The sequence below is a fragment of the Intrasporangium chromatireducens Q5-1 genome, assembly GCF_000576575.1.
Taxonomy (GTDB): domain Bacteria; phylum Actinomycetota; class Actinomycetes; order Actinomycetales; family Dermatophilaceae; genus Intrasporangium_A; species Intrasporangium_A chromatireducens.
Genome location: NZ_AWQS01000284.1, coordinates 1 through 4,369, shown reverse-complemented (window position 1 = coordinate 4,369; position 4,369 = coordinate 1). Strand labels below are relative to the sequence as shown.

Below are 4,369 nucleotides of genomic sequence, written 5' to 3'. Positions count from 1 at the left end.
CCGCCGACGTCGTGCCCGGGCTCCGCGAGCTCGCCTGACGGCCGGAGCGGGCGCCGCCGCGCGAGTGCCGGCCATGACGAAAGGCCCGGGTCCTCGAGGGATCCGGGCCTTTCTGCATGGTAGCCCCGACCGGATTCGAACCGGCGCTACCGCCTTGAGAGGGCGGCGTGCTAGGCCGCTACACAACGGGGCCATGCGGTGTGCCGAGCGAACTCGACGCGAGAGGAAACTTTAGCCTGAACCGCGGTTTTCTCCCAATCGGCCCACCGGAGTGGACCATGGCTGGGGTACCAGGACTCGAACCTAGAATGGCTGAACCAGAATCAGCTGTGTTGCCAATTACACCATACCCCAAGGGGTTTCACGTCCGAGCGGGCCGGGGCCAACTGCGGGGCGAACCGAAGAGGAATACTACCGGTCCCCTCGCGCGGACCCAAATCGGCGGGTCTGCGGCGCTGGTCACCGCGGGTCGGCTCCTGCCACGAGCACGGCGGTGACCTCGTCGAGGCTGCGCACGGCGACCTGCTCGCGTGAGCCGGATCCCGCACGGTCGAGCCAGATACCCCGCAGGCCCGCAGTGATGGCGCCGACCACGTCCCACTCGAGGTTGTCACCGATGCAGGCGGCCCGTGCCGGCTCCGCATCGACGAGGCGGCAGGCCTCCAGGTAGACGCGCCGGTCGGGCTTGCCGACGCCGAGCGTGTCGGTCGTCACGACGGTGCCGTCGAACCGGCTGGCCAGCTCGAGCGCCTCGAGCTTGATCGCGGTGTCCGCGCGGGTCGAGTTGGTGAGCAGCACGACCGAGATGCCGGAACCGTCCGCGGCCGCGAGCAGGGCGGGCACGTCGCCGAAGAGCCGCTGGGCGGTGCGGAACGCCGGCAGGTAGGCCGCCAGGTAACGGTCGTGGGCATCCGACGGCAGGTCGAGCGAGAACGCCTCGGCGACGTCCCGCAAACGTGCCAGGCGCATCTGCTCCACGGTCAGCTCACCGGAAGCGTAGCGGCGGAACCAGCCGCCCGGGTCCTCGTAGTAGTGCAGCGCGAGGTCGGCGTGCGCGTGCGCCGCGTCGGGCCACAGGGCGCGCGCAGCGTGCGTGCCCGCCTGCGTCATGGCGGCGCGCGTGTCGACGATCGTGTCGTCGATGTCGAGGACGAGCGCCTGTATGCCGCTCAGCTCGCTCGCGAGGGTCCGCTCAGGCACGCTCGCCGTCCAGACCGAACCAGGGCAGGGCCGGCCCGACCCCGCGCACGGTGACCGCTCGGCCGCGGCCGGACCCGTGCCACGCGTCGCGCTCGAGGCGCAGGTGCTGGAGCTGACGGCCGTTGTGCTCGAGGACGGACGTGTGGGTGTCGGCGTAGCCGAGGCGGCGCGAGACGCCGAGCGAGGCCGCGTTCTCGAGGTAGGCGGACGAGATGGCGGCGACCGCACCGAGGTGCCCGAACGCCAGCTCCAGGACCGCAGCGCGCATCAGCGTGCCGAGCCCCTGGCCGCGACGCTGCTGCACCAGCCACGAGGACGAGTCGACGACCCGTTCCGCGCCGTAGTCGTGAGGCCCTTCGAGCACCTGGGCGCCGACGACCTCGCCGGCGAGGCGCACGACGAAGGGCAGCGCCCAGTCCTGCGGTGACCATCCGCCCATGGCGCGCCAGTAGCCCTGCACGAGCGCGACAGCGCGGCCCACGCCCGGGTCGAGAGCGGCATACCGGGGCAGCGTCGGGTCCATCTCGAGGTCGTCCGGGAGCCGGTCGAGGATGGTGGGCAGGTCGGGCTCGGTCATCGGCCGCAGCTCGAGGACGCCGTGGCGCAGCTCGACTCCGCGCACGGGCCAGACGTCGCTGAGCCTCATCCGGGTCAGAGGGAGTCGCGCAGCGTGCGGAGGCGGTTCAGCGTCGACGTCTTGCCGAGGATCTCCATGGACTCGAAGAGCGGGGGCGAGATGCGCGCGCCCGACACGGCGGTGCGCAGCGGCCCGAAGGCGAACCGCGGCTTGATCCCGAGTCCCTCGACGAGGGCCGTGCGGAGCGCGTCCTCGATGGCCGGCGCGGTCCAGCCGCTCCCGGCGCCGAGGACGCCCGTGCCGTGGTCGTCCAGGTCGCCGAGCGCGCGAATCGCCTCGTCGAGCACCTGGCCTGCGTCGTCCTTGAGCTGCGCCCGCGCGTCCTGCTGGACCTCGAGCTGGTCGTCGGAGACGAAGAACGGGCCGACGAGTGCCGGCGCCTCGGTGAGCAGCGACATGCGGGTCTGGATGAGCTCGGTGACCGCCTTGAGCCGCGCCAGCTCGCCGAGCGAGGGACTGGCGGACAGGACGCCGGCCGCCTCGAGGTACGGCAGCAGGCGCGAGGCGAGCTCACCGACCTCGAGGGAGCGGATGTAGACGCCGTTGAGCCACTCGAGCTTCTTGAGGTCGAAGATCGGGCCGATCGGGTTGACCTTGCCCCAGTCGAAGCTCTTCGAGAACTCGTCGAAGGTGAACACCTCGACGTCGTTGCCCTCCTCGTCCTGCTGTGGCGGGTAGGCAAGCAAGGCAAGGAAGTTGACGAGCGCCTCGGGCAGGTAACCCTCCTCGCGGAACCAGGTGAGCCTGGCCGCGGGGTTCTTGCGCTTGGAGATCTTCGACTTGTCGGTGTTGCGCAGGAGCGGCATGTGCGCCCACTTCGGCGGCTCGAGGCCGAGCCACTCGTAGAGGAGGATGTGCTTCGGCGTCGAGCTGATCCACTCCTCGCCCCGGACCACGTGCGTGATCCGCATGAGGTGGTCGTCGACGACGACCGCGAGGTGGTAGGTCGGGAAGCCGTCGGCCTTGAGGATGACCTGGTCGTCGGGTCGGGGCGCCGAGACCTTGCCCCGGATGACGTCGTCGAAGGTGAGCTGGACGTCGTCGGGAATGAGCATCCGCACGACTGGCGTCTCGGTGAACCCGGGCAGGGCCGCCCGCTCCTCGCGGGTCTTGCCGTAGCAGAGCCGGTCGTAGCCGGTCGGCTGCTTCGTCTTCTGCTGGATCTCGCGCATGTGGTCGAGGCGCTCCTTCGAGCACCAGCAGTAGTAGGCGTGCCCGTCCTCGATGAGCCGCTCGACGTAGGGCCGGTAGGTGTCGAGCCGCTCGGACTGCCGGTAGGGCGCGAAGGGGCCGCCGATGTCCGGGCCCTCGTCCCAGTGCAGGCCGAGCCAGTCGAGGGTGTCGTAGAGCTGCGCCTCGCTGTCCGCGCGGAACCGGGCGCGGTCGGTGTCCTCGACGCGCAGCACGAACTGGCCACCCTGCTGGCGGGTGAAGGCGAGGTTGAACAGCGACATGTACGCCGTGCCGACGTGCGGGTCGCCCGTCGGCGAGGGCGCGACGCGCGTCCGCACCGGGCCGGAGCCGTCCGAGGTGCTGCGCCGGGGCTCGGGAGCCGGCCGCACCTCGACCTGGCTGTCGTCGGGGACGGGGGTCAGCGGCATACGGACGGTGCTCGACTCACTCACAACGGGCCAGCCTAGTGCTCAGCGTCGGACGAACGTGTTGGTCAGGGAGCCGATCCCCTCGATCTCGACGGTCACCTGCTGGCCGGCCTCGACGAGGCCCACGCCCGCCGGCGTGCCGGTCAGGATGACGTCGCCGGGCAGCAGCGTGAACGCGGCCGACATGTGCTCGATGAGCGCGGCGATGCCGTGCACCATGTCGGACGTGCGGCCGTCCTGACGCACCTCCCCGTCGAGCGTCGTCGTGATCGACAGGTCGGCCGGGTCGAGCTCGGTCTCGATCCACGGCCCGAGCGGGCAGCTCGTGTCGAAGCCCTTCGCGCGGGCCCACTGGCCGTCCCGGCGCTGCCAGTCGCGGGCGGTGACGTCGTTGGCGACCGTGTAGCCATAGATGCACTCGGCGGCGTTCTCGGCCTTGACGCCCTTGGTGATCGTCTTGATGACGACCGCGAGCTCGCCCTCGTAGGAGACCTCCTCGCTCCCCCGCGGCAGCACGACGGGGTCGAACGGGCCGACGACGGCGGTGTTCGGCTTGAAGAACATCAGCGGCTCGTCGGGCACCTCGCCGCCCATCTCCTTCGCGTGGTCGGCGTAGTTCTTGCCGATGGCGATGATCTTCGAACGCGGGATGACGGGGGCGAGGAGCCGCACGTCCTCGAGCATGACCGGCCCGGCCCCGGACGCCTGGAGGCCGACGTAGAGCGGGTCACCGGCCAGCGGCGTGATCACCTCGTTCCCGGGCTCGCCCTGGACGATGCCGTATGCCGGGTCCTCCCCGGTCGTGTACCTCGCGATGCGCACGCGCCCCAGTCTAAGGATGCGTCCGTATGCCGCTCAGCCCGCTCCCGTCGTCACCTACCCTCTCGACGTGGTCCCTCCGTCGCGAGGCCACCAACCGACGAGAGGCCAC

The 4,369-nt window shown here is 70.8% G+C and carries 4 protein-coding genes and 2 tRNA genes; all 6 read right to left on the bottom strand.

Going from position 1 to position 4,369, the window contains the following annotated elements; translation table 11 throughout:
* Nucleotides 1-117: 117 nt before the first annotated feature.
* Nucleotides 118-193, bottom strand: a tRNA-Glu gene (locus tag N864_RS19645).
* 86 nt (nucleotides 194-279) lie between these two features.
* Nucleotides 280-354: transfer RNA gene (locus N864_RS19640), tRNA-Gln, on the bottom strand.
* Between the two features lie 105 nt (nucleotides 355-459).
* Nucleotides 460-1,200, bottom strand: coding sequence for an HAD family hydrolase (locus N864_RS19635; protein WP_034721317.1), 741 nt, complete (start codon nucleotides 1,198-1,200; stop codon nucleotides 460-462).
* Nucleotides 1,193-1,846, bottom strand: a complete 654-nt coding sequence (locus tag N864_RS19630) for a GNAT family N-acetyltransferase (RefSeq protein ID WP_034721315.1) — start codon at nucleotides 1,844-1,846, stop codon at nucleotides 1,193-1,195. The genes N864_RS19635 and N864_RS19630 overlap by 8 nt, the downstream gene beginning before the upstream one ends.
* Before the next feature lie 5 nt (nucleotides 1,847-1,851).
* Nucleotides 1,852-3,438 (bottom strand): glutamate--tRNA ligase, encoded by a 1,587-nt coding sequence (gltX, locus tag N864_RS19625; protein WP_081794055.1) that lies wholly within the window; start codon nucleotides 3,436-3,438, stop codon nucleotides 1,852-1,854.
* A 42-nt stretch (nucleotides 3,439-3,480) separates the two neighbouring features.
* On the bottom strand, nucleotides 3,481-4,260 hold the full coding sequence (locus tag N864_RS19620; protein WP_034721313.1) for a fumarylacetoacetate hydrolase family protein: 780 nt from the start codon (nucleotides 4,258-4,260) through the stop codon (nucleotides 3,481-3,483).
* Nucleotides 4,261-4,369: the final 109 nt, after the last annotated feature.

What these genes read in the sequence shown, in the direction of transcription:
- N864_RS19630 (WP_034721315.1), bottom strand. Translation starts at nt 1,846, where the DNA reads ATGAGGCTCAGCGACGTCTGGCCCGTGCGCGGAGTCGAGCTGCGCCAC.
- gltX (WP_081794055.1), bottom strand. Translation starts at nt 3,438, where the DNA reads ATGCCGCTGACCCCCGTCCCCGACGACAGCCAGGTCGAGGTGCGGCCG.